Origin of the sequence: Bacillus sp. RZ2MS9, assembly GCF_001816185.2 — a bacterium.
Taxonomy (GTDB): domain Bacteria; phylum Bacillota; class Bacilli; order Bacillales; family Bacillaceae_G; genus Bacillus_A; species Bacillus_A cereus.
Genome location: NZ_CP049978.1, coordinates 4283555 through 4302641, shown reverse-complemented (window position 1 = coordinate 4302641; position 19087 = coordinate 4283555). Strand labels below are relative to the sequence as shown.

The window sequence follows — 19087 nt, the reverse complement described above, 5'->3', positions numbered from 1 at the left end:
ATATCTGTTTTTGTTTTGGAGATTGTATAAATAAAATAGTACCTCGTCTAAACTACAATAGACGAGGTGTTTTTTATGAAAATAAAACGGAGAATTACAATTGTTTTAATTTGTTTTATGAGCGTTATGTTTGTATTGCTTTGTCGTTTAATCCAAATTCAAATTATAGATACAGAATCATTTACTGATCGCAAAATAAATTTAATTGAAAAAAGTGTTACGCAACGCACACAATCCATTACAGTAGACGATGGACGTGGGCAGTTTATAGATCGTAATGGTAAAAAAATAGGTGAGGAAAAATATCCTGTTTTAATTATTTTTCCATTTTTACAAATAAAAAATGACATGTTAGAGAAAATCGCGCATATCATTGGTGTGTCGAGACAAGAGATTAGAAGACAAATGAAAAATAATAAAAATGCATTTACACTACAAGGAGAAACTGCTCCATTTCGAGTGACACGAGAGCAGATGGAGAAGGTAAATGAATTACATGTATTAGGTATTGTAGCAGCTGAAGTGCGATTAAAACAAACTGGAGAGATAAATCATTTAATTGGTGATGTAGGGGAGAACGAAAGGGAGTTTCAAAAGCGATATGGAGAATTGAAAAGAATCTCAAAACAAACGCCGATAGGTATTTCAGGATTACAGCAATCATTTGATGAATTTCTATTGACTGATGGAGAGGCAAAAGTATTATATCAAGTAGATCGGCAAGGAGAACCAATTTTCGGAAAGCAAGCGAAATACACTTCACCAGGAAATCCATTTTATCCAGTTAGGATTCAAACTACTTTACATAAAGAGTTGCAGCAAAAAGCAGAAGAAGTGATTGAAGCGAACGAAATAAAGAAGGGGGGACTAGTATTACTTGATGTAAAGACAAATGAAATATTAGCGATGGCTAGTAAGCCGTCTTTACAAGTAAGGGATGAGAATTTATATAAAACTACACTTGAAAATCAAATGTTAACGCCACATTTTCCAGGCTCTGTTTTTAAAACAGTAGTTGCAGCTGCAGTCATTGATCAAAAAGTAAATTTGTTTAATCGGACATTTAACTGTAATAAAGATTTATATGGTGAAAACGACCCGCAAGTTAGGATGGGTACACTTAATTTTAAAGAGAGCTTTGCTAGGAGCTGTAACAGGACATTTTCCGAGTTAGGTAACGAGCTATTACAAAAGGATAAGACGGTGCTAGAAACATACGTAGCAGCTTTAGGAGCAAATGAAAAGGTTGGATGGAAAGGTTCTGTATTTCATACACCTCATTTTGAGCAAATGCCAGAAGAAAAGGGTACTACTATTTGGGGGAATGAAGAAAATAAAAATAGTAAAAAAGCGGTAGAACAAACAGCAATTGGACAGAAAGATGTACGTATATCACCTCTAGCAATTGCAAATATGATGGCGACGATTGCGAGGAATGGAGAGAAGATGGAAGTGAAAGCAGTTGAAAAAATAGTATATAAAAATGGAGCGGATTTTTTTACATTTGAGAGCCATACGTTAAATGGAAAACAGCTTTCGTATGAAACAGTGAAAACATTACAAGAGTTATTAAGAGGCGTTGTAACAAGGGAGAAAGGAACAGGAACGGCATTCCGTTCGTTGCCACTAAGTGTCGCTGGAAAATCCGGGACAGCGCAAACAGGGAAAGGGACGAGGGTGAATCGCTGGTTTGCAGGTTATTTTCCGTATGAGAATCCAAGATATGCTTTAGTTGTTGTTGATCTAGAGACTGATAGCAAAGTGAATAAAGTTACACCTATTTTTAAAGATATGGTAGGAGCAATCTATCAATTGGAGAATGAAAAGTAATCTTGCAATTTATAGTGAAATGTCTTCATTTCATGAAAATATCATTGTAAATGTTCAACCTTTCTAGATTTAATGTTACAATAGCAATTAGGAAAAACTGCATGGAGGTTTGGAGAATGGCAGGAGGATCAAGATTCCAACAGAAACAACAAAAACGTCGTCAAAACGGTGTTTTAAATATTGCAATCGCTATTGTATTACTATTAGTAGCTATTGTAGCATATCAATTGTTCGTTCCTAGTACGAAAGAGCAAGCATCTTCTACTGATAAGAAAGTCTCTCAACAAACAACAAAGAATGAGAAAGCTGGAAAATCAGAAGATAAAGAATCTGCTAAGAAAAAAGAAAAAGAACAAGAGCAAGCAGAAGCTAAGAAAAAAGCTGAAGAAGAGAAGCTAAAGGCTGAAGAAGAACAGAAAAAAGCTGAAGAAGAAGCGAAAGCTAACGAGAAAGTATCAGCTGAGAAAACTGTATCTAAGGCAAAAGAGGCGTATACAAAACCTTCTTGGAAAGCTGTAGGAACAGAACAAGGTTCATCACCAGCGATGACGTTTAAACAGGGTTCATCAGATTGGAATGAGATGCAAAGTGCAATTGCTGCAGGTGTTGAAGTACCGAAAGAGCAATTAGTATTCCATTTTGTTGGAAGAGACAAAACTGGAAAGAGCAAAGCTTATGGTGATGTTCAAGATAAGCAAAGTGGGAAAAGATATTATGTAAATATTGATTGGGTAGACAATGAGGGCTGGAAACCAGTACTTGTTCAAACTCTAAACTAAAAAAGAGAGGCTCCTTAGGAGCTTCTCTTTTTTGTTAACGCAATTTCTTTAATTTAAAATGAACAACCGCGCTATAATACGGTCTTTTGCTTTCAGGATCCATAACCATTTGATGTGAGATGTGATGAACTTCAAGCATAAGTGCTTTATTATTATCAATTTGTTCACTAATTTTTCGTTCTAAAGAAGCTAAGTCTCCCGCTTCAAAAAACTCTACTTTATCTTCTAACATTTCAAAGGTAAATGACATGAAGACGGCCCCTCTCCTATGTAATCAACTATAGTGTAACAAAGAAAAGAAGGAAATACCATGTACATTTCAATTGACATTTTTAGAAAGAGGGAATATCATACTGATAAAACCGATAAGAAAAAGGGGAATTTTTATGGGTACAGAATTTAATGGTTTATTTGATGAGTGGGCTCATACGTACGACTCATTTGTACAAGGCGAAGATATACAATATAAAGAAGTTTTCGCCCATTATGAGGACATTCTAGAGGATGTAGTTAACAAGTCATTTGGTAATGTATTAGAATTTGGTGTCGGTACAGGTAATTTAACAAATAAATTATTACTTGCTGGCCGCACAGTTTACGGTATAGAACCGTCGCGTGAAATGCGCATGATTGCAAAAGAGAAATTGCCAAAAGAATTTTCAATTACAGACGGTGATTTTCTTTCGTTTGAAGTTCCAAATTCAATTGATACCATTGTAAGCACCTATGCATTTCATCATTTAACAGATGATGAAAAAAATGTAGCGATTGCGAAGTATAGTCAATTGCTAAACAAAGGTGGTAAAATAGTGTTTGCTGATACGATATTTGCAGATCAAGATGCATATGATAAAACTGTTGAAACAGCAAAACAAAGAGGTTTCCACCAGTTAGCAAACGATTTGCAAACGGAATACTATACACGTATTCCAGTTATGCAGACTATTTTTGAAAACAATGGCTTCCATGTAACGTTCACGAGATTAAATCATTTCGTTTGGGTAATGGAGGCAACTAAGCAATAGAAAGAGGGATTAGATTGAGAATTGCTGTAATTGGAGCAATGGAAGAAGAAGTACGTATTTTACGTGACAAATTAGAACAAGCAGAGACAGAAACGGTTGCAGGTTGTGAATTTACGAAAGGGCTATTAGCAGGGCATGAAGTAATCTTGTTAAAGTCTGGTATTGGTAAAGTAAACGCAGCGATGTCAACGACAATTTTATTAGAAAAATATAAGCCTGAAAAAGTAATTAATACTGGTTCAGCTGGTGGATTCCATCATTCTCTAAACGTTGGTGATGTAGTTATTTCCACTGAAGTTCGTCACCATGACGTAGATGTAACAGCATTTAACTATGAATATGGTCAAGTACCAGGAATGCCGCCTGGATTTAAAGCTGATGAGGCGTTAGTTGCATTAGCTGAGAAATGTATGCAGGCTGAAGAAAATATTCAAGTTGTAAAAGGTATGATTGCAACAGGTGATTCATTTATGAGTGATCCGAACCGCGTTGCAGCCATCCGTGATAAATTTGAAAATCTTTATGCGGTAGAAATGGAAGCAGCAGCTGTTGCACAAGTATGCCACCAATATGAAATTCCGTTTGTTATCATTCGCGCACTTTCTGATATTGCTGGTAAAGAATCAAATGTTTCATTTGATCAGTTTTTAGATCAAGCAGCTCTTCATTCTACAAACTTTATCGTAAAAGTGTTAGAAGAGTTAAAGTAATGTAACAAAAAGGCAACTGTCTCATATAAAGAAAATACATACAGTTGCCTTTTCTTTATTGGCAAACAAGGGGGAGAACACGATGAATGTATATCGTGGAGTTCATGAGTTAATTGGTCATACACCAATTGTAGAAATTACTCGTTTTTCACTTCCGAAAGGAGTCCGTTTATTTGCAAAGCTTGAATTTTATAACCCAGGCGGAAGCGTTAAGGATCGTTTAGGAAGAGAATTAATCGAAGATGCGCTAGAAAAAGGGCTTGTGACCCAGGGTGGAACAATTATTGAACCGACTGCTGGGAATACTGGTATTGGACTGGCACTTGCAGCATTAGAACATGATTTACGTGTTATTGTTTGTGTACCAGAGAAATTTAGTATTGAAAAACAAGAATTAATGAAAGCACTAGGTGCAACGGTCGTGCATACACCGACTGAGCAAGGAATGACCGGTGCAATTGCTAAAGCAAAAGAGTTAGTAAATGAACTACCGAATTCATACTCTCCAAGTCAGTTCGCAAATGAGGCAAATCCTCGTGCATATTTTAAAACACTAGGACCTGAACTGTGGGACGCATTGAATGGAGAGATTAACATATTTGTTGCTGGAGCAGGAACTGGCGGTACGTTTATGGGGACTGCATCTTATTTGAAAGAAAAAAATATAGATATTAAAACAGTTATCGTAGAGCCAGAAGGATCTATTTTAAATGGTGGTAAGGCTGGTTCACATGAGACCGAAGGAATTGGACTGGAATTTATCCCGCCATTTTTGAAGACATCTTATTTTGATGAAATTCATACGATTTCTGATCGAAATGCATTTTTACGAGTGAAAGAATTAGCGAAAAAAGAAGGACTTCTCGTTGGGAGCTCTTCAGGAGCAGCATTTCATGCGAGCTTACTTGAGGCCGAGAAGGCAGCACCAGGTACAAATATTGTAACGATTTTTCCTGATAGCAGTGAGCGCTATTTAAGTAAAGACATATACAAAGGATGGGAATAAAAAATGAGAGCAAAGACAAAGTTAATTCATGGTATTCGCATAGGAGAACCTTCAACTGGATCTGTAAACGTACCGATTTATCAAACAAGTACGTACAAACAAGAAGCAGTTGGTAAGCATCAAGGATATGAATATTCACGTACAGGTAACCCAACACGTGCAGCTTTAGAAGAAATGATTGCTGTATTAGAAAATGGGCATGCTGGATTTGCATTTGGTTCAGGAATGGCTGCTATTACAGCGACAATTATGTTGTTCTCAAAAGGTGACCACGTTATTTTAACAGATGATGTTTATGGCGGAACATACCGCGTTATTACGAAAGTATTAAACCGTTTCGGTATTGAGCATACATTTGTAGATACAACAAACTTAGAGGAAGTTGAAGAAGCGATTCGTCCAAATACGAAAGCAATTTATGTGGAAACACCAACGAACCCACTACTAAAAATTACTGATATTAAGAAAATATCTACTCTTGCTAAAGAGAAAGACCTATTAACAATTATTGATAACACATTCATGACGCCATATTGGCAGTCGCCGATTTCTTTAGGAGCAGATATTGTGCTTCATAGTGCAACGAAATATTTAGGAGGTCATAGTGATGTAGTTGCAGGTTTAGTAGTTGTAAATAGCCCACAACTAGCAGAAGATCTTCACTTTGTACAAAACTCAACAGGAGGTATTCTTGGGCCACAAGATAGCTTCTTACTACTTCGCGGTTTAAAAACATTAGGAATTCGTATGGAAGAACATGAAACGAATTCACGTGCTATTGCTGAGTTCTTAAATAATCATCCAAAAGTAAATAAAGTATATTACCCAGGTCTTGAATCACATCAAAATCACGAATTAGCAACAGAACAAGCAAACGGGTTTGGTGCTATTATCTCATTTGATGTAGATAGTGAAGAAACATTAAATAAAGTACTTGAGAAACTACAATACTTTACACTTGCTGAAAGCTTAGGAGCGGTAGAAAGTTTAATTTCTATTCCATCTCAAATGACACATGCATCAATCCCGGCTGATCGCCGCAAAGAATTAGGAATTACAGATACATTAATTCGTATTTCTGTCGGTATTGAAGATGGTGAAGATTTAATTGAAGATTTAGCACAAGCGCTAGCATAATAAAAAATGCACTGCTCTATATTAGCAGTGCGTTTTTTTATTACGTCTATTTTGTGAAACATTTCACAAAATAGACATACACAAACGAAATGATTTCATGTATATTGAATTCAGGAAACGTTACTCACGAACAAACTTGTGAAACTTTTCACAAACAATGAAATTCATGTAGGAAAGCATCTCTATTTTTTTGTGTTAATTGGGACTTATTTTGACCTATAGGGACATATAAGGACCGTAATAGTAGAATAGGAGGAAATTCACATGGTAGTCAAAGAGAAAGTTGTAAATGAAATGCAGGAAGTAAAAAAGATGATTGATACGCTAGTAAATAATGGTCAACAAGCTTTACAAGCATTAGAAAGTTTTACACAAGAGGAAATTGACAACATTGTTCATGAAATGGCATTAGCAGGTGTTGATCAACATATGCCGCTAGCGAAATTGGCAGTTGAAGAAACTGGCCGTGGTGTATATGAAGACAAATGCATTAAAAATATTTTTGCCACTGAATATATTTGGCATAGTATAAAGCAAGATAAAACGGTAGGGATTATTCACGAAGATCCTCATGAAGAAATAATAGAAATCGCGGAACCTGTCGGTGTAGTAGCTGGAGTAACACCAGTAACGAATCCAACGTCGACAACAATGTTTAAAGCGTTAATTGCGATAAAAACAAGAAATCCAATTATTTTCGCATTTCATCCTTCCGCACAAAAATGTTCTGTGGCAGCAGCGAAAACCGTATATGATGCAGCGATGAAAGCTGGTGCACCAAAACACTGTATTCAATGGATTGAAAGACCGTCTGTTGAAGCGACGAAACAATTGATGAACCATGATGGTGTAGCACTCGTTCTAGCAACTGGAGGCGCTGGTATGGTGAAATCAGCTTACTCTACTGGAAAACCAGCGTTAGGCGTTGGTCCTGGTAATGTACCGTGTTATATAGAAAAATCAGCACATGTAAAACGAGCTGTTAATGATTTGATTTTATCAAAAACATTTGATAACGGTATGATTTGTGCATCGGAACAAGCAATCATTGTCGATAAAGAAATTTATGATGATGTTAAAACAGAAATGATTGAAAACAGTTGTTACTTTGTAACAGAAGAAGAAAGAAAAAAATTAGAAAAGCTCGTTATAAATGAAAATACATGTGCAGTAAATAGTGATATTGTAGGGAAATCAGCACAGTATATTGCCGATTTAGTTGGGATCACTGTTCCTGGACATACAAAAATGCTTGTAGCTGAAATTCAAGGTATCGGAGCAGCATATCAGTTATCCCGTGAGAAACTGAGTCCAGTATTAGCTTGTGTGAAGGCAAATTCATTAGAAGAAGGATTTACATATTGCGAAGAAATGTTGAACCTCGGTGGTTTAGGACATTCAGCAGTTATCCATTCTACAAATAAAGATGTGCAAAAGCAATTTGGGTTACGTATGAAAGCTTGCCGTCTCATTGTAAATGCACCTTCATCACAAGGTGGAATAGGGGATATATATAATGGATTTATTCCATCACTTACACTTGGTTGTGGTTCATACGGAAAGAATTCAGTTTCCCAAAATGTAACAGCGACTCATTTATTAAATATAAAAAGGCTGGCAAATAGAAAAAAGAATATGCAGTGGTTCAAACTGCCACCAAAAATTTATTTTGAAAAACATGCTACAGCTTATTTAGCAAATATGCCTAACATTTCACGTGCATTTATTGTAACGGACCCCGGAATGGTTGAACATGGCTATGTCGATACAGTCGCGCACTATTTAAACAAGCATGCAAATGATGTGAAAGTTGAAGTTTTCTTTGAGGTCGAACCAGATCCATCAGATGAAACTGTTTTCAAAGGTGCGGAAATGATGAAAAGTTTTAAGCCAGATGTAATTATCGCACTTGGTGGTGGTTCAGCTATGGATGCAGCAAAAGGAATGTGGTTATTCTATGAGCATCCAGAAACGACATTCTATGGTATTAAACAGAAATTTTTAGATATAAGAAAACGTACATGTAAATATCCGGAATTAGGAAATAAGGCGCAGTTTGTTGCGATTCCAACGACATCAGGAACGGGATCAGAAGTGACACCATTTGCGGTTATTACAGATAAGAAAAATAATATAAAGTATCCGCTCGCAGATTATGAATTAACACCAGATGTAGCAATTGTTGATCCACAATTTGTAATGACAGTACCACCACATGTAACAGCAGATACTGGTATGGATGTTTTAACACATGCAATTGAGGCGTATGTATCTGTTATGGCAAATGACTATACAGATGGATTAGCATTAAAAGCTATTGATCTCGTATTCAAATATTTACCGAGAGCATATAAAGATGGAAATGATGAAGAAGCAAGAGAAAAAATGCATAACGCTTCTGCAATTGCAGGGATGGCATTTGCAAATGCTTTCCTCGGTATTAATCACAGCTTAGCACATAAGATTGGACCAGAATTCCATATTCCGCACGGACGCGCAAATGCCATTCTAATGCCGCACGTAGTCCGCTATAATGCTATTAAGCCAAGAAAACACGCATTGTTCCCAAAATATGAGCACTTTGTGGCAGATGAAAGATATGCACATATAGCGAGAATGCTCGGGCTTCCAGCAAGTTCGGCAGCAGAAGGGGTGGAATCACTCGTCCAAGCAATTATTGAGCTTGGAAAAAGCTTAAATATTAATATGAGTATTGCGGGACAAGGAGTCGATAAAGAGCAATTTGAAGAGGTTGTTGGAGTATTAGCAGAAAGAGCTTTTGAAGATCAATGTACAACTGCTAATCCAAAGTTACCGCTTATTTCAGAGCTGAAAGAAATTTATATGGAAGCATATAAAGGTGAATAATGATAAAAAAAGAGCCGCAGTAAAAGCGGCTCTTTTTTTATTGGAAAACATCTCCCAGAATGGCTGTATTTACTGGTCTTTCAGTTTCATAGAATATGATACAGTGAAATGGAGGAGTGAGAATATAATGAAAGAATTAAAAGGAAAAATAGAAGATTATACTCGGTTTGGACAAATGCTTCTCGCTGTAAGTACATTGTTAATGGTTGGCTTATTGATTCCGAGTGGAGCAAAAGAGACAATCCAATTTTTTGTTATGATGGGGAGCATCGTTATATTTTTAAGCTTATCGTTCTTTTTCTTTCAGCGTGTGAAAGTGATGCGTGACCAGCTAGAGGAAAATGAATGTGAATAATATTGTTAACTAGAGCGCAGCGAAAAGAAAAAATCTTTTTGTCGCGCTTTTTGTTTTTTTGTAGGAAAATATATGCGTTTCGTGTTGACAATGATAATCCTTATCAATTAAAGTAGAATAGTAGTTAATGATTATCATTATCAATTAGAGGTGAAGGAATGAAAAAATCTATTACGCTATTTACAGCGATTTTATCTATTTTTTTCTTGTTAATAGGTTGCAGTGCCAAAGGGGACGAAAAAGCGTCTGCAACCAAAACAGAAAAAGGAAAAGAGAAAATCGAAATTACCGACCTATCAGGAAGAAAGGTAACATTCGATAAAGTACCAGAAAGTTTTGCAACATTAAGTATGGGGGACATGGATATTATTCATGCTTTAGGTGGAAAAATAGTAGGTCGCCCGGATACGAAATTAACTCTTCCAGATGAGCTAAAGAAAGCACAAGTAATTGGGAATGCACATCAACCGAATTTTGAGCAAATTGCTAGTTTAAAGCCCGATGTACTTGTTGCTAACAATGGATTCCAAAAGAATGTGCCAACGGTTGAAGGACAAGGAACGCAAGTTATCATTTCTTCTGCGAATTCTGTACAAGATATTCAAAAAAATATTGAATTATATGGAACGGTAATGAAGAAAGAAGATAAAGCAAAAGAAATTAATCAAAAAATGAATGATCAAATGAAGAAATATGAGAAAAAGAGCGATGCGAAAGCATTGCTAGTGTATGGCGCACCAGGAACTTATTTAGCGGCATTACCAACATCTTTATCAGGTGATATTTTAGAAAAAACAGGCGGAAAAAATATTGCTTCTGATTTTCCAGAAACGAAAGAATATCCGCAATATGCACAGCTAAGTGTAGAACGTATTATTGAGGCGAATCCAGATGTGATTTATTTAATTACACACGGAGATCCAAAAAGTGTGAAAAAAGCATTCGAAGGCGAAATGATGAAAAATGAAGCGTGGAAAAATTTAGAGGCAGTAAAACAAAACCGCGTAGTTATTTTGCCACCTGATTTATTTGGATCTAATCCTGGTACAAAAGTTACAGAAGCAATGGACTTTATGTATAAAAGTATACAAGATGTAAGGAAATGATACTATGGAAAGTAGTGAAGTAGTAAGAGAAAAGGAACATCCTTTTGCGAAAAAAAGATGGATAATAGCAGTTACTTTAGTTGTATTAACAATCCTAGGTCTCTTTTACGGTCTTTTCGCAGGAAGTTTATCCTTTTCTGTACGAGATATTCTAACGGGTATACAAGATGAAGGTTCGACAGTTCATCGAATTGTATGGGATCTTCGCATACCGAGAGTGCTCATTGGGTTTATAGTAGGAACATGTTTAGCTGCATCTGGTACACTGCTACAAGGAGTTATGAGAAACCCTCTTGCAGATCCTGGTATTATCGGAGTTTCATCTGGGGCAGGCCTTGTAGCAATTGTCATCATGATTTTATTCCCACAGCATCTAGCTTTTTTACCACTAGGGGCGTTTTTAGGATCTTTCATAACAGCGATGGTTATTTATGCTTTATCATGGCAAAAAGGGGCACCACCTTCAAAAATCGTCTTAGTAGGGGTGTCGATCAATGCATTAATTGGTGCAGCAACGTCAGCATTAATGTTATTACATAGTGACAAAGTACAATCGGTGTTACCGTGGCTAGCAGGTGGTATTGGTGGTGTAAGTTGGGCACATTTAAATATGATTATTTATTATGCAATATTCGCCATTATATTAGCTTTCTTTGGTATTAAGCATATTCGAGTGTTAATGCTTGGAGATGAAATGGCAAAGTTATTAGGACATAACGTGGAAAAAAGTCGGTTTTATTTAATCGTAGTAAGTACATTATTAGCTGGAATTGCAGTAAGTGTGTCTGGTCTTATTGGATTTGTCGGTCTTGTCGTACCACATATGCTACGTTTATTAGTTGGAAATGATTATAGATATTTGCTACCTTTATCATGCCTTGGCGGCGGGGTATTACTTGTTTTTGCGGATGCAATAGCTCGAAGTTGGTTTGACCCAATCGAATTGCCTGTTGGTATTTTACTGTCCTTCTTAGGTGGTCCGTTCTTCTTATATTTAATTCATAGAGGAGGAAAACAAAGTGATTTCCGTTAACAAAGTGTTTTACGCACACTCTGAAAGATTTCAAATGCAAAATATGAATGTACATATTAAGGCTGGAGAAATCGTTAGTTTAATTGGTCCGAATGGATCGGGAAAATCTACTTTGCTTCGTTTAATAGCAAGGCTACTGAAACAAAGCGAAGGGGACATCATTTTAGATGGGAAAAATATTCATATGATGAAGAGTGCTGATGTAGCGAAGCAATTAGCAATGTTACCACAAATGCATGATCATCAATTAGATTTAACAGTGAAAGAACTAATTGAGTTCGGAAGAGGTCCACATAAATCATGGAGTAGCCACTTAAATAAAGAAGATGAAGAAATTGTTGATTGGGCATTGTCTGTTACAAATCTTGAAGGGTATGAATATCGTCTTTTACATTCTTTATCAGGAGGGGAACGGCAACGTGCTTGGATTGCGATGACGCTAGCGCAACGTACAAATGTCTTATTATTGGATGAACCAACAACCTTTTTAGATATCGTTCACCAGTTGGAAGTAATGGAACTTGTGAAACGATTAAATGAGGAGTTTGGAATGACAATTATAATGGTTTTACATGACATTAACCAAGCTGCTCAATATAGCGATCGTTTACTTGTATTAAAGCGAGGAAAAATTCAGTATGATGGTATACCAGAAGAAGTACTATGCCATGAAATGTTTCAACATGTATTTGGCATAGATGTAGATATTTTTCAGGGAAGTGACAAGCCTTTTTTTACACCGAAACGAATTTCTAAAAGGGGAGAAGAGCGATGCAAACAGAAGAGCGTATTACCATTGAATTAGTAAGAGAATTTGTTATGGCAGCTCACGGGGATTTAGAGAAAGTACAAGAGCTATTGCTTGAATCACCAAGCTTACTTCACGCCTCTTATAATTGGGGTGGATCAGATTGGGAAAGTGCGTTAGGCGCATCGGCACATGTAGGTCGTAAAGATATTGCTCTTTATTTACTAGAAAAGGGTGCTCGGATGGATATTTTTGCAGCAGCTATGCTTGGTGAATTAGAAGTTGTACAAGCTATTTTAGTAGCTCAACCAGAAGCATTGCGCGCATCTGGTCCTCATGGTATTTCTCTTCTTCAACATGCACGAATGGGTGGAGAGAAATCTAAGCGTGTATATGATTATTTAGCAATACTATCTTAATGAACGAAGGAAGTTCTTATGTGCGGTAAACTTTTCACTTGAAACAATTGGAAAGTTTACCGCCCGTTAGAACGGGATAAGTATCTAGTATATTTGAAAATCCTACACCCCCCTCAATTGTAGTTTTCTTTATGCTAGTTATGATATGGATGCAGTGGACAATATTTGTCTACTGCTTTTTTTGTTTCTATAAGATTGAATATTCTGTGTTATGTGGTTGATTCATTTATAATAAATGGTAACACTTATTGTGCATACAAAATATGATTGTGAAATTAAGAAGAAATTAGTAGAAAGGAGTGAAGGAATGTTTCATACAGACCGTTTACAAATTCGTAAATATACAATGGATGATTTACAGTTCTACGCTTCACTATGGGGAAACGAAAAAGTAATGCGCTATATTGGAAATGGGAATTTAAAAACATATATGCAATGTAAAAAAAGTTTGGAAGAGTGGGTAATTCCTAGCTATAAAAACGGCCTCGGTTTATTTGTATTAATTGAAAAGGAAACGGGGATACGGATTGGTCATGCAGGATTAGTAAAGCAGCAGATAGATGGAAAAGAGGAAATTGAGATTGGTTATTGGTTATTACCTCAGTATTGGGGAAAAGGCTATGCGAGAGAAGCAGCGGCAGCATTTCGAGACTATGGCTTCCAAGCGTTACGAATGAATAAATTGATTTCTCTTATTAATCCGGACCACCCCGCCTCAATCTTTGTTGCTAGAAAAACGGGGCTTAGTTATGAGAAAACAACTTCATTTCATGGGATGGATGTTCTCGTTTATTCCATTAGGCGCGTTGGATGAAAAAAGGTTAATTGCATTTTTTGAAGAATGGTATATAAAAATAAAGGGGGGATTACATGTACATTTATCATAATGGACTTATTATTCGTGAGGGGACGAAGGGTGTACCTGCATATGCAATTAAGACTTTATTCGAAGATGCCGGTTGGAGCAATGATAATATCCCTTCTTGGCAAATTGAAAAATTCACGATAGCATTTGAAAATTCAACATGGGCATTCACAATTTGGGATGAAGAAGAGATGATTGCCATGGTTAGAGTCATTTCTGATGGAATCATGGTCGCGAACATAGTAAATTTAGTTGTGAAATGTGAATATAGAGGGAAGGGATTAGGTAAGAAACTTGTCGCTCTTTGTTTGCAAAAGCTACCACATGGTGACTGGTTTGCACATACTTCTGCGAACAATTTTGATTTTTATAGAAGCTGTGGATTTGAAGTTAGAGAGCTATCGAGAAATGGAACATGTGCGTATTATGGATATCAAGTCGCGAAAAGAGATGGTCACCGATAAATGAATGAAAAGTAAAAGTTTAGCGAGGTAATTTTGAGGATTTGATAATAGAGAATGGATTGAGGCACATTTTATGATAAAATAAAAGAAAATTCTGTTTATTATTAGGGGGATAAAAATGAGTATAAAAGTTGGGGATGTATTTAAATATGAAAGAAGATTTACTGAGGAAGAGGTGTTTGAATTTGCAAATATTACCGGAGATAAAGGTAGACACCATGTGGAATATGATGAAAATGGAAGATTAATGGTCCATGGTTTATTGACTGCTAGCATTGGAACGAAAGTAGGCGAAGAATTACATTACATAGCAAGAGAATTAGTAAGTGAGTTTATTAGACCAGTTTTCACAGGAGATACAATCACTTGTGAATTAACTTTAACAAATGTTGAGCAAATGGAAGGCTATAAAAAAGTTTCAATCGAGTCAGTTTATCGCAATCAACACGAAAAGACTGTACTAGTGGGGACAAGTTATGGAATTATAAGGGGATAAAAAAGAAGCCTGTTTAGCAGGCTTCTTTTTTATTATTTAGTAAACACGTTTTCGATTTTCCGCATAACTAGAGATGAGTAGTAATGCAGTTTCTTCTCCTATATTACGAACAATATGAGGAACGCATGCATTCCATGAGAAAGAATCACCTTCTTCTACAATTGCAATATCTTCACCGTGCTGAACTTCTAGTTTTCCGCGTAATACAAGGTGACATTCTTCCCCTTCATGGGCATTTGGTGAGTTTTCTTTCGGGAATCCAGTAGGGATTTCTACTAAAGATAGGCGAAGGCCCCCTTGCTCCGCAACATGTTCAATTCTTTGCTCATCTTTGCCGTATACACTGTATTTCCGTTCTTCTTTTTTGACAATTTTTAATCGATCTTTTTGCTCTAACAATAAATAGGGAAGGGGAACGTTTAAAAAATTGGAGATCGTTTCTAAAGTTGAGATAGATGGTGATGTTTTATTATTTTCAACCTGACTCATAAATCCTTTAGAAAGACCTGTTCCCTCACAAATTTGTGCGATTGTTATGCCTCTACGTTGACGAATTTCACGTATTGCAGAACCAATATTCATAAAATCAAGCTCCTTTTTGTAAACAACTATTTGTATCATAGCAAAAAAAATATATTTTTTCCCAGTGAAAATGAATTGACGAATAAAAAAAATTAGTGTATGTTTTGTAATGTGAATAAAAGTTTTGTATAAGAAAACTATAAAGGAGAGAAAGAAATGAATCAACATATTGGTAACTTAATTATTCGTATCGTGTTAGGGGTAACATTCTTCATGCACGGTTTAACAAAATTCCAATCAGGAATTGACAATATTGCAGGGTGGTTTACAAGCATTGGTTTACCAGGAGGACTTGCATACGGTGTAGCAACATTTGAATTAGTTGGAGGCCTATTATTAATTCTAGGTTTAGGTGTAAGATATATTGGATTATTATTTGCACTTGTTATGGTTGGAGCAATCGTAAAAGTGAAATGGTCAGCTGGTTTATTGGGAGATGGAAAAAATCCTGGTTTCGAATTAGAACTTGCATTATTAGCAATGGGTGCATACTTATTTGTTGCAAAAGCTGATGGTTTTGTAGATAATTTCTTAAAAGAAAAAATGTCAAAGAAGAACTAATTTAAATGGGGGGCTAACAAGATGAGTTTTCAACTTCATCCCGATACAACACTGGATGTTGTTCATTTATACGTATCTAATGTAAAGAAATCACTAGAGTTTTATACGGAAGTACTAAGTATGAAGGTGCTAAAAGAAGAAAAAGCAGTCGTTACATTTGGGAATGAAAATGATGAACCACTTCTTATCATTGAAGAAAAGAAAGAAGCTTTTCCGAAGCAAAGAGGAAGAACAGGGTTATATCATTACGCAATTTTATTACCAAGTAGGCAGGATTTAGCGAATGTTCTTCGTCATCTTGTAGAAATGGTATATCCACTACATGGCGGGGCCGATCATTACTTTAGTGAAGCTCTTTATTTAGCTGATCCAGATGGAAACGGGATTGAAATTTATCATGATCGACAAAAAGAAGTTTGGCGTGATGAGAATGGAGAGCTCCCATTTGTTAGTAACCCGTTAGCTGGTGAAGAATTATTGCAGCAAGGAAGTACATGGAGTGGATTTCCAGCTGGTACTGTGATGGGGCATATTCATTTCCATGTAGCTGATTTAGAGGAAGCGAAACGTTTCTATGTTGATGGTCTTGGTTTTGAAGTAACAATCCCAGCTCGTAATGGAGCGTTGTTCGTATCAGCAGGTGGCTATCATCACCATATCGGTTTAAATACATGGCAAGGTGAAGGGGTACCACCGCAAATGCCAGGTTCTGTTGGTTTGAAATATTTCACAATTGTATTAGCGGATGAAAAACAAAAAGAGCAAGTATGTGAAAGCTTAAAAAATATTGGTAAGATTGCTACGTACAAAGATGGAATATTACAAGTCGAGGATCCATTTGGACATTGTATCCATTTCCAAATAAAAGGAGAAGCCTAAAAAGGCTTCTCTTTTTTATTTTCTTATAATTGCATTTTCGTTTTGTAAAAATAGTTCATCAAATTGTTTTGCAAGCTCAAAATCTAGTTTCGTTAAACCTTTTGCATTCCAAGATGACAAAGTAATAATAACTGCTTTATACTGGATAAGGATAAATGGATGGTGATTATGTTCTTCTGATAGTTTGGCGGCTTCAGAGACAAATTCGACTCCTTTTAAGTAGTCGGAAAACATATATTTTCGTTCAATCCATTTCTCATCTTTTACCATCCATTTATCTACCTTCAATAATTCCTCGTGAACTTCTTCTTCAGTTAATCTTAGCATCATTTTTCACATCCTTTATTGGAAGTAACGCAAGACCATTGTTAATAAGGCGTGTTACAGCTTCGTCAGTTGTGAAAGTAGAAAGTTGATGTAGTAATGCTGCAGATGTTTCATGCCCTTTGTTATGCTCTAAAAGTAACTCTAATACTTCAAGGCGCAGCAACCATTCTTTCGCATAAAATTTATTTAATACTTCTTGGATTGCTACTAATTGATCGATATGCGCGTCGTGTAAAATCCCCTCACTTCGAATATCTCGAACTGTTTGATACATACGCTCGAGTTCATTCAGTACAAGCGGAGCAGGAATTTCTTGAACTTCTTCATCCATTGGGAAAAATGCTGCTGCATCTGCGGCACCTGGGAATACTGAAGTGATTTGTGAGCCAACAGCCATATCAAATGCGCCCCATGAAGCATCAAATAAAACGCGGGCGTTATAAGTAACTGTGCAATCGATAAAGGAAATAAGAGCAATTTTTTTATCATTTTTCACAATATCTGTTACTGTTCCTTTTACATGAATACCACTTGCAAAAGTAAAATCAGCGATAGTTCCAATTTTAATTCCTAATGATTGTAGTTGTTCGTCTGTACAATTTTCTAATGCAATATTTTCAGTAAGTAATCCAATCGGTGTTCCAAATCCGTCACTGTGTACAGAAGTAGAATGATTCGCTAACTGTTTATTATGAAGCGCTAATGCCGTTGGCGAATTTGTTCGCATGTAAATTAATTCACCTGCATCGTTTTCAATTGTCTCGCTAAATGTACCTGTAATTTGTAATCCACTATTTAGCTCAGCTGTTGCATAGTTCTCAGAGCGAATTGCTTTTTCTAAACCTTCTTTTCCACCTGTTTTAAAGGCCATTGTTTTAGAAAATGTTTCAAGCGCATCTGTTAATTCTTCAAAGGATTCACAAACAAATAGTTGTGGTTGCATTTTTGTTACGTCATAAGTTGTCCCTGTACATGCTTCGATAGAAAATGGAACCTTTTCTACAGCGTCTGTTAAGCAATGTTTGCTTTCGCCAACAGAAGAAAGGAGACCAGCACCATATATCTTTGGATCATCTATATTTCCGATCAATCCATATTCTACTGTCCACCAGAAAAGACGTGAAATTTGTTCAGCTTCCGATAAACCAGAAACTAACTTTTGTTTTTCAATTACAGCATTTTCAGCAGCCTTAACTTCATCAGGAGTAGAAGTAGGGCTTTCTTTTACTATCGTTAATGTACGAACAGCTTCAAATGCATCATGTTCTTCTTTTGTAGAGAAAGCTTTTGCACCAATTTGCCCAAAACGTTTCACATATTTTGCATATGTAGGATCAAGTAAAATCGGTGCGTGTCCTGCGGCTTCATGTACGATATCTGGAGCTGGTGTGTACTCGATATTTTCTACTTTCCGGATATCTGTTGCAATCGGTAGTAATCCGTGTCCTTGAAAATCGAAGAATGCTACGCCAGGAATAAGTCCGTCAATTGTTACAGCGCCCCAGCCGCTTGGTGCCAAACACTTATTCATTTCTTCTACTTTTGGAATTGCATCTATATTAATACCAGATGATTGTAGTCCGTTCACATAGGCTGGATGAGCAACGTCTTTTAAGAAGCTATGATTTTGTCTCATAATGTAACGCCACACAGCGTGATTCACCGGTGTGTATTGATCATAATGTTGTGTGGATACAAATGGTTTTAAATGCGATGGAATTTCTGTTTTCTTTGTCATTTAGACATCCTCCTTTTTTTCAATAAAATTGAATATCGATTTCGTATAGCTTGTATCACCCCCTTTCATTTTTTGTAAGCGCTTATAAAATTTTATCATAAGATTCGGAATTATTTAACATATGTTTCTGTGATAAATAGAAAAAGCCCCTATCGGAAA

At 36.3% G+C, this 19087-nt stretch carries 21 protein-coding genes; 17 read left to right on the top strand and 4 right to left on the bottom strand.

Annotated features, from left to right (window positions below):
- The first annotated feature begins 75 nt into the window (after nt 1-75).
- Together BHV55_RS21935 and BHV55_RS21930 are read left to right on the top strand one after the other, a co-directional pair.
- The gene (locus BHV55_RS21935; protein WP_000695155.1) at nt 76-1830 is read left to right on the top strand and encodes a peptidoglycan D,D-transpeptidase FtsI family protein; all 1755 of its coding nucleotides are present in this window, start codon (nt 76-78) and stop codon (nt 1828-1830) included.
- A 116-nt stretch (nt 1831-1946) separates the two neighbouring features.
- A complete protein-coding gene (locus BHV55_RS21930) occupies nt 1947-2609 on the top strand; it encodes a YrrS family protein (RefSeq protein WP_000897099.1) in 663 nt (220 codons plus the stop codon).
- Between the two features lie 34 nt (nt 2610-2643).
- On the opposite strand, the gene BHV55_RS21925 is transcribed toward BHV55_RS21930, so the two are convergent.
- Nucleotides 2644-2859: a YrzA family protein gene (locus BHV55_RS21925; RefSeq protein ID WP_000010984.1), complete on the bottom strand. Its 216-nt coding sequence runs from the start codon at nt 2857-2859 to the stop codon at nt 2644-2646.
- 136 nt (nt 2860-2995) lie between these two features.
- On the opposite strand from BHV55_RS21925, the gene BHV55_RS21920 reads away from it, so the two are divergent.
- From BHV55_RS21920 to BHV55_RS21860, 13 genes are all read left to right on the top strand, one after another.
- Entirely contained in the window at nt 2996-3634 is a 639-nt protein-coding gene (locus BHV55_RS21920; protein ID WP_000536315.1) for a class I SAM-dependent methyltransferase, read from the top strand.
- Between the two features lie 14 nt (nt 3635-3648).
- Nucleotides 3649-4344 carry a 5'-methylthioadenosine/S-adenosylhomocysteine nucleosidase gene (gene mtnN, locus BHV55_RS21915; RefSeq protein WP_001217024.1) on the top strand — a complete coding sequence of 232 codons (696 nt, stop codon included), beginning with the start codon at nt 3649-3651 and terminating at the stop codon, nt 4342-4344.
- 82 nt (nt 4345-4426) lie between these two features.
- Complete coding sequence (locus BHV55_RS21910) at nt 4427-5350, top strand: O-acetylserine dependent cystathionine beta-synthase (RefSeq protein WP_001103880.1); 924 nt, start codon at nt 4427-4429, stop codon at nt 5348-5350.
- Nucleotides 5351-5353: 3 nt separating this feature from the next.
- Nucleotides 5354-6487 carry a bifunctional cystathionine gamma-lyase/homocysteine desulfhydrase gene (locus BHV55_RS21905; RefSeq protein WP_001201908.1) on the top strand — a complete coding sequence of 378 codons (1134 nt, stop codon included), beginning with the start codon at nt 5354-5356 and terminating at the stop codon, nt 6485-6487.
- 264 nt (nt 6488-6751) lie between these two features.
- Nucleotides 6752-9355: a bifunctional acetaldehyde-CoA/alcohol dehydrogenase gene (gene adhE, locus BHV55_RS21900; RefSeq protein ID WP_070756961.1), complete on the top strand. Its 2604-nt coding sequence runs from the start codon at nt 6752-6754 to the stop codon at nt 9353-9355.
- A gap of 127 nt (nt 9356-9482) precedes the next feature.
- Nucleotides 9483-9710 carry a YrhC family protein gene (locus BHV55_RS21895; RefSeq protein ID WP_000661265.1) on the top strand — a complete coding sequence of 76 codons (228 nt, stop codon included), beginning with the start codon at nt 9483-9485 and terminating at the stop codon, nt 9708-9710.
- A gap of 158 nt (nt 9711-9868) precedes the next feature.
- A complete protein-coding gene (locus BHV55_RS21890; RefSeq protein WP_000748453.1) occupies nt 9869-10816 on the top strand; it encodes an ABC transporter substrate-binding protein in 948 nt (315 codons plus the stop codon).
- Nucleotides 10817-10820: 4 nt separating this feature from the next.
- Entirely contained in the window at nt 10821-11849 is a 1029-nt protein-coding gene (locus BHV55_RS21885) for a FecCD family ABC transporter permease (RefSeq protein WP_000445963.1), read from the top strand.
- Entirely contained in the window at nt 11836-12654 is an 819-nt protein-coding gene (locus BHV55_RS21880; protein WP_000626525.1) for an ABC transporter ATP-binding protein, read from the top strand. The genes BHV55_RS21885 and BHV55_RS21880 overlap by 14 nt, the downstream gene beginning before the upstream one ends.
- Complete coding sequence (locus BHV55_RS21875; RefSeq protein ID WP_070756960.1) at nt 12621-13016, top strand: hypothetical protein; 396 nt, start codon at nt 12621-12623, stop codon at nt 13014-13016. Before BHV55_RS21880 ends, BHV55_RS21875 begins: the two co-directional genes overlap by 34 nt.
- A gap of 235 nt (nt 13017-13251) precedes the next feature.
- Nucleotides 13252-13830 (top strand): GNAT family N-acetyltransferase, encoded by a 579-nt coding sequence (locus BHV55_RS21870; protein ID WP_000258037.1) that lies wholly within the window; start codon nt 13252-13254, stop codon nt 13828-13830.
- A 56-nt stretch (nt 13831-13886) separates the two neighbouring features.
- Entirely contained in the window at nt 13887-14345 is a 459-nt protein-coding gene (locus tag BHV55_RS21865) for a GNAT family N-acetyltransferase (protein ID WP_070756959.1), read from the top strand.
- A gap of 118 nt (nt 14346-14463) precedes the next feature.
- Complete coding sequence (locus BHV55_RS21860) at nt 14464-14841, top strand: hotdog family protein (protein WP_000025015.1); 378 nt, start codon at nt 14464-14466, stop codon at nt 14839-14841.
- Nucleotides 14842-14877: 36 nt separating this feature from the next.
- Here BHV55_RS21860 and BHV55_RS21855 read toward each other — a convergent pair whose 3' ends face one another.
- Nucleotides 14878-15423 carry a helix-turn-helix domain-containing protein gene (locus BHV55_RS21855; protein ID WP_001020693.1) on the bottom strand — a complete coding sequence of 182 codons (546 nt, stop codon included), beginning with the start codon at nt 15421-15423 and terminating at the stop codon, nt 14878-14880.
- A gap of 156 nt (nt 15424-15579) precedes the next feature.
- On the opposite strand from BHV55_RS21855, the gene BHV55_RS21850 reads away from it, so the two are divergent.
- On the top strand, nt 15580-15984 hold the full coding sequence (locus BHV55_RS21850; RefSeq protein ID WP_001071553.1) for a DoxX family protein: 405 nt from the start codon (nt 15580-15582) through the stop codon (nt 15982-15984).
- A 21-nt stretch (nt 15985-16005) separates the two neighbouring features.
- On the top strand, nt 16006-16863 hold the full coding sequence (locus BHV55_RS21845; RefSeq protein WP_000009844.1) for a VOC family protein: 858 nt from the start codon (nt 16006-16008) through the stop codon (nt 16861-16863).
- A gap of 15 nt (nt 16864-16878) precedes the next feature.
- Here BHV55_RS21845 and BHV55_RS21840 read toward each other — a convergent pair whose 3' ends face one another.
- Nucleotides 16879-17193, bottom strand: a complete 315-nt coding sequence (locus BHV55_RS21840; RefSeq protein WP_000979538.1) for a 4a-hydroxytetrahydrobiopterin dehydratase — start codon at nt 17191-17193, stop codon at nt 16879-16881.
- Nucleotides 17174-18928 (bottom strand): aromatic amino acid hydroxylase, encoded by a 1755-nt coding sequence (locus tag BHV55_RS21835; protein WP_025709765.1) that lies wholly within the window; start codon nt 18926-18928, stop codon nt 17174-17176. The genes BHV55_RS21840 and BHV55_RS21835 overlap by 20 nt, the downstream gene beginning before the upstream one ends.
- Nucleotides 18929-19087: the final 159 nt, after the last annotated feature.

Excerpts from the sequence above, each read along its gene's own strand:
- BHV55_RS21895 (WP_000661265.1), top strand. The coding sequence starts at position 9,483 with ATGAAAGAATTAAAAGGAAAAATAGAAGATTATACTCGGTTTGGACAA.
- BHV55_RS21860 (WP_000025015.1), top strand. The coding sequence starts at position 14,464 with ATGAGTATAAAAGTTGGGGATGTATTTAAATATGAAAGAAGATTTACT.
- BHV55_RS21885 (WP_000445963.1), top strand. The coding sequence starts at position 10,821 with ATGGAAAGTAGTGAAGTAGTAAGAGAAAAGGAACATCCTTTTGCGAAA.
- BHV55_RS21850 (WP_001071553.1), top strand. The coding sequence starts at position 15,580 with ATGAATCAACATATTGGTAACTTAATTATTCGTATCGTGTTAGGGGTA.
- adhE (WP_070756961.1), top strand. The coding sequence starts at position 6,752 with ATGGTAGTCAAAGAGAAAGTTGTAAATGAAATGCAGGAAGTAAAAAAG.
- BHV55_RS21905 (WP_001201908.1), top strand. The coding sequence starts at position 5,354 with ATGAGAGCAAAGACAAAGTTAATTCATGGTATTCGCATAGGAGAACCT.
- BHV55_RS21925 (WP_000010984.1), bottom strand. The coding sequence starts at position 2,859 with ATGTCATTTACCTTTGAAATGTTAGAAGATAAAGTAGAGTTTTTTGAA.
- BHV55_RS21890 (WP_000748453.1), top strand. The coding sequence starts at position 9,869 with ATGAAAAAATCTATTACGCTATTTACAGCGATTTTATCTATTTTTTTC.
- BHV55_RS21845 (WP_000009844.1), top strand. The coding sequence starts at position 16,006 with ATGAGTTTTCAACTTCATCCCGATACAACACTGGATGTTGTTCATTTA.
- BHV55_RS21930 (WP_000897099.1), top strand. The coding sequence starts at position 1,947 with ATGGCAGGAGGATCAAGATTCCAACAGAAACAACAAAAACGTCGTCAA.
- BHV55_RS21835 (WP_025709765.1), bottom strand. The coding sequence starts at position 18,928 with ATGACAAAGAAAACAGAAATTCCATCGCATTTAAAACCATTTGTATCC.
- BHV55_RS21870 (WP_000258037.1), top strand. The coding sequence starts at position 13,252 with ATGGTAACACTTATTGTGCATACAAAATATGATTGTGAAATTAAGAAG.
- BHV55_RS21920 (WP_000536315.1), top strand. The coding sequence starts at position 2,996 with ATGGGTACAGAATTTAATGGTTTATTTGATGAGTGGGCTCATACGTAC.
- BHV55_RS21875 (WP_070756960.1), top strand. The coding sequence starts at position 12,621 with ATGCAAACAGAAGAGCGTATTACCATTGAATTAGTAAGAGAATTTGTT.
- BHV55_RS21855 (WP_001020693.1), bottom strand. The coding sequence starts at position 15,423 with ATGAATATTGGTTCTGCAATACGTGAAATTCGTCAACGTAGAGGCATA.
- BHV55_RS21865 (WP_070756959.1), top strand. The coding sequence starts at position 13,887 with ATGTACATTTATCATAATGGACTTATTATTCGTGAGGGGACGAAGGGT.
- BHV55_RS21840 (WP_000979538.1), bottom strand. The coding sequence starts at position 17,193 with ATGATGCTAAGATTAACTGAAGAAGAAGTTCACGAGGAATTATTGAAG.
- BHV55_RS21910 (WP_001103880.1), top strand. The coding sequence starts at position 4,427 with ATGAATGTATATCGTGGAGTTCATGAGTTAATTGGTCATACACCAATT.
- BHV55_RS21935 (WP_000695155.1), top strand. The coding sequence starts at position 76 with ATGAAAATAAAACGGAGAATTACAATTGTTTTAATTTGTTTTATGAGC.